Below are 3,557 nucleotides of genomic sequence, written 5' to 3'. Positions count from 1 at the left end.
ATAGACGAGTTGGGTTTCTGTGGACCCCCTGGCGTGAGAGATGTCAGCGTTCAATACCTCGCCGGGCAGCAGTTCTTTCGTTGGCTTATTGGGAGAAATCTGGACGCCGTACTCGTGAAGCTGCTCGAGAACATGTTCGATCAGACTCTGATCGGGCCTCATTCTTTACCTCCTGCGTTCAAGATTGTTTGATGTTCAGTATACTTGAACAGAGCTTGAACTTGAACAACCTGAGGGATCTCACTAGGGATTGGTGTCGCAATTGGGGGCAAGTGTGGCGCTCTATCCCGGCCTGCGGGCGACCTGCCAAGACGAAGGGGCTGGACATAGGGGAGGCAATCTGTTCCGGGATGCCGCCTCATAGGCCGATGGTGGACAGAGCAGAAAAGTGGGTGCGAGAGAATCCCGGACGATGACTGGGCTGAGCGAGCTAGTATCCGCAACTTCTCGCCGCTCTTCCGGGCTTATCCGGTGAGTAGTGGCGGCTTATCGAAAATTCGTACTGTGACTGACGGATGGTCGGGCGACCGAATGTGCGAAATCGCAGCGAAACGAAGGGACTATGCCTTCCCGAAGACCCGGCGCGCAGCCACCAGCCCGGCCAAGGAGATCAGGCCGATCGCGATGTAGTAGAAACTCGGCGCCAATAATGAACCGGTGGTGCTGATCAACCAGGCCAGGATCAGCGGGGCGAAGCCGCCGAACAAGGTGACCCCGACGTTATAGGAGATGGACATCCCGGTGGTCCTGATGTTCGTGGGGAACATCTGGGCCAGCAGGGCCGGCAACGGACCGAAGTAGGCGGCCATCAGGATGCCCAGGACCACCTGGACGGCCGTGAGCACCGCGACGCCGGGGGCGGCGACCAGGATCAGGAACAGCGGGAACGCGACCAGCACGGCCAGCACCGCCGCGAAGAGCATGACCTTCACGCAACCGATCCGGTCGGCCAGCTTGCCCGCCAGCGGGGCCCCGATGAGGGTGACGATCCCGGAGATGATCCCGCCCAGATAGCCGGCGTAGGAGGGCAGGTCCAGGTTCTGGACCGCATAGGTGGGCATGAACAGGATCAGGTAGACCGACACGCTGGCCAGACCCACGATGGACGCCGAGGTGACCCAGCGTGGTGCCGCGCCGAGCAGGGTGGCGGTCAGCGGTGATTTGGTCAGGTTCCCGCGGGCCGCCTCGAAGTCGGGGGTCTCATCCATCTTCAACCGGATGTAGAGTCCGACCGGGCCGATCAGCAGCCCGAAGAAGAACGGGATCCGCCACCCCCAGGAATACAGGGCGTCGTGGTCCATGAAGGTGAACAGGGCGAAACCGAATGCGGAGGCCAGGAACATCGAAACACCCTGGGTGGCCACCTGCCAGCTGCCGTAGAACGCCTTCTTATCCGGGGCGTTCTCGATCAGGAATGCGGTGGCGGTCCCGAATTCGCCGCCCGCGGAGAATCCCTGGATGAGTCGGGACAGCAGGATCACCAACGCCGCCGCCGGGCCGATCATCTCGGTGGTGGGGGCGCAGGCCATGATCAGGGTGCCGAGCATCATCAGCATGATCGTCAGGGTCAGTGCGCCCTTGCGCCCGTGCCGGTCGGCGTAGGAACCCAGCACCATGGCGCCCAAGGGGCGGATCAGGTAGGACACGGCGAAGGCGCCGAAGGTCAACAGGATCCCGGTGGTCTGTCCTCCCGCCTCACCGGCCGGTTCGAAGAACAGGGCGGAGATGACGACGGCGAAGGAGGAGTAGACGATGATGTCGAACCACTCGAGGGCGTTGCCGATGGAGGAGGCGATGACGGCGCGGCGGGCCCGGGAACGGTCCGCCTCGGTGATGGTGTGTGGCGCGGCCGAGGTGCCTGGCGCGGCGCTCGGCCCGCTCATGCCCGGTCCTGCCCGAGCTCGGTGATGAGCGTATCGACGAATGCCTCGCAGGCGGCGAGTTGTTCCAGCTCGACGTATTCGTTGGCGGCGTGGGCCACGGCGATCTCCCCGGGCCCGCACACTACCGTTTCGATCCCGGCACCATGGAACAGCCCGGCTTCGGTGCCGTACGTGACCTTTTCATCGGTGGGATGCCCGCCGCAGTCGTGGGCGAGGGACACGATGTCGGCGTCGGGGCCGATCTCCAGGCCGGGACCCTGCGCCTTGATCACCAGCTCGATGCCGGCGGCCTCCTGTTCGGCCTTCATCGCAGGTTCCAGGGTGTCGAAGAGGAACTCGCGGATCCGTGCCACCACCGGGGCGGTGTCCACGGTGCCCAGGGCGCGGAACTCGAACTCGATCTCGCAGGAGTCGGGGACCGTGTTGCCGGCGATGCCCCCGGAAATCAGGTTGACCCCGCCGGTGGTGAAGGCGACCGGGTAGGCCGTATCGAAGGGGCCCTCGCGGCGCCATTCCTCGGTGAGCTGCCGGTAGAACTCGATGAAGCGGCCCGCATGGTGGATGGCGTTGGAGCCCTGCGGGGTCAGCGAGGAGTGGGCGGCGACGCCACGGAAGGTGACGGTGAACAGGTTGATCGATTTATGCCCGCGGACCACCCGCATTCCCGAGGGTTCACCGACGATGCAGGAGGCGGGTTTGATGCCGTGCTCGGCGAATTGGCCGATCATCCGTTGGGCACCGAGCAGTCCGACTTCCTCGTCGTAGGAGAAGGCCAGGTGCACCGGTCGGGCCAGCGGGGCGGCGGCGATCGCCTCCACCCGGGACATGATGACCGCCAGATAGCCCTTCATGTCGGCGGTCCCGCGGCCGTAGAGGCGGCCGTCGCGTTCGGTGACGGTGAAGGGGTCGCTGTCCCAGTCCTGTCCTTCCACCGGGACGACGTCGGTATGACCAGAGAGGACCACCCCGCCCTCGGTGGAGCCGTCCTTCGCCGGGAAGGTGGCAAAGAGGTTCACCTTGCGCACCCCGTCCTGTTGGTCGTGGGGCAACAGCAGGGGCTCCACACCGTGCCGGCGCAGTTCCGCGGCCACGCAGTCGATCAGTTCGAGGTTCGAGCGATGGGAGGTCGTGTCGAAAGCTACCAGGCGTGTGAGCCAGTCCACAGGTGAAGTCATGACCCGCACTGTACACCCGGGTATGGAGGGGCTTCAGGGAATGTTGAGTCGGGTTAACCCGCAGGTTCGGCCCCCCCGAATGAGAGGCCTCTCACGGCCGCCGCAGACACTGTGGGGGTAGCGTGGGAGGGTAGCGGTCCGGACGCGCCGGGCCTGGAAGGAGTACCCGTGTCCATCGTCGTCATTAACGCCCTGAAGGTCCCGGTCGAGGCCGGTTCGGAACTCGAGAAGCGTTTTGCCGCCCGCAAGCATTCGGTCGACGGTTCACCGGGGTTCGAGGGCTTCCAGCTGTTGCGCCCCGTGGCCGGCGACGACCGGTATTTCGTCTACACGCAGTGGGCCACCCGCGAGGACTTCGAGAACTGGCGTGACCAGCGCCCGGGCCATGACCATTCCAAGGGTGCCCCGGTGGCCACGGGCATGGAACTGCTCGAGTTCGAGGTCGTTGACCTCAGCGACTGATCCGGCCGGCGGTTCTGCCGCCCAGATCACCCCAGTG

The 3,557-nt window shown here is 64.8% G+C and carries 3 protein-coding genes; 1 reads left to right on the top strand and 2 read right to left on the bottom strand.

Going from position 1 to position 3,557, the window contains the following annotated elements:
- Positions 1-560: 560 nt before the first annotated feature.
- Together ACT3S2_RS15705 and argE are read right to left on the bottom strand one after the other, a co-directional pair.
- Positions 561-1,883 carry an MFS transporter gene (locus ACT3S2_RS15705; RefSeq protein ID WP_444561918.1) on the bottom strand — a complete coding sequence of 441 codons (1,323 nt, stop codon included), beginning with the start codon at positions 1,881-1,883 and terminating at the stop codon, positions 561-563.
- A complete protein-coding gene (gene argE, locus ACT3S2_RS15700) occupies positions 1,880-3,058 on the bottom strand; it encodes an acetylornithine deacetylase (RefSeq protein WP_444561917.1) in 1,179 nt (392 codons plus the stop codon). The genes ACT3S2_RS15705 and argE overlap by 4 nt, the downstream gene beginning before the upstream one ends.
- Positions 3,059-3,226: 168 nt before the next feature.
- Between argE and ACT3S2_RS15695 the strand changes: the two genes are divergently transcribed.
- A complete protein-coding gene (locus ACT3S2_RS15695) occupies positions 3,227-3,520 on the top strand; it encodes an antibiotic biosynthesis monooxygenase family protein (protein ID WP_086996071.1) in 294 nt (97 codons plus the stop codon).
- Positions 3,521-3,557 lie beyond the last annotated feature (37 nt).

The organism is Arthrobacter sp. AOP36-A1-22 (assembly GCF_052377615.1).
Classification (GTDB): domain Bacteria; phylum Actinomycetota; class Actinomycetes; order Actinomycetales; family Micrococcaceae; genus Arthrobacter_H.
The sequence above is the reverse complement of the archived record's forward strand: the minus strand, read 5'-3'. Positions and strand labels throughout refer to the sequence as shown.

Excerpts from the sequence above, each read along its gene's own strand:
- ACT3S2_RS15705 (WP_444561918.1), bottom strand. The coding sequence starts at position 1,883 with ATGAGCGGGCCGAGCGCCGCGCCAGGCACCTCGGCCGCGCCACACACC.
- argE (WP_444561917.1), bottom strand. The coding sequence starts at position 3,058 with ATGACTTCACCTGTGGACTGGCTCACACGCCTGGTAGCTTTCGACACG.